Genomic DNA, 398 nt, shown 5'->3' with positions numbered 1-398 from the left:
CTATCTTTGCGAGTGAGATTTTTAAATTTAAGTTTCGCAGCCGCTTCAGCCATAGGTGCTATTAAAGGCTTTATCATCTGTGCATGTCCGCCTAATGATAACAATCCAAGCGCTGCAGTGATTTGTCTAAAAATAAAATATCCCATCAGTATTTTTCCTGTGCTAGCACCTTTGATTTTTGAAATCAAATTTTTTGCTTGTTCTTTTAAGCCTTTGTGTTCTAAAACAGCCAATAAAGGCAATATTAACCAAATAATTGCCACATAACGATTATTTACAAAAGAATGACCTATATCGCTAATGATTTTTACAAAATCAAATTTAGCCACAATTCCTGCATAAATTCCTACAAAAGTAACAACCAAAAAAGGATTTATCTTTATCGCAAAACCCAAAAT

At 32.7% G+C, this 398-nt stretch carries 1 protein-coding gene; it reads right to left on the bottom strand.

All coding sequences use genetic code 11. The annotated features are described in order from the left end of the window. The coding region (locus H2279_RS08790) for a 5-oxoproline transporter, DUF969 family subunit (protein ID WP_337196304.1) at positions 1–398 on the bottom strand (398 nt) is incomplete at both ends.

The sequence above is a fragment of the Campylobacter sp. B0100352/1 genome (genome assembly GCF_020135855.1).
Classification (GTDB): domain Bacteria; phylum Campylobacterota; class Campylobacteria; order Campylobacterales; family Campylobacteraceae; genus Campylobacter_D; species Campylobacter_D taeniopygiae.
Note: the sequence above shows the minus strand (reverse complement) of the source record. Positions and strands in the feature narration are given on the sequence as shown.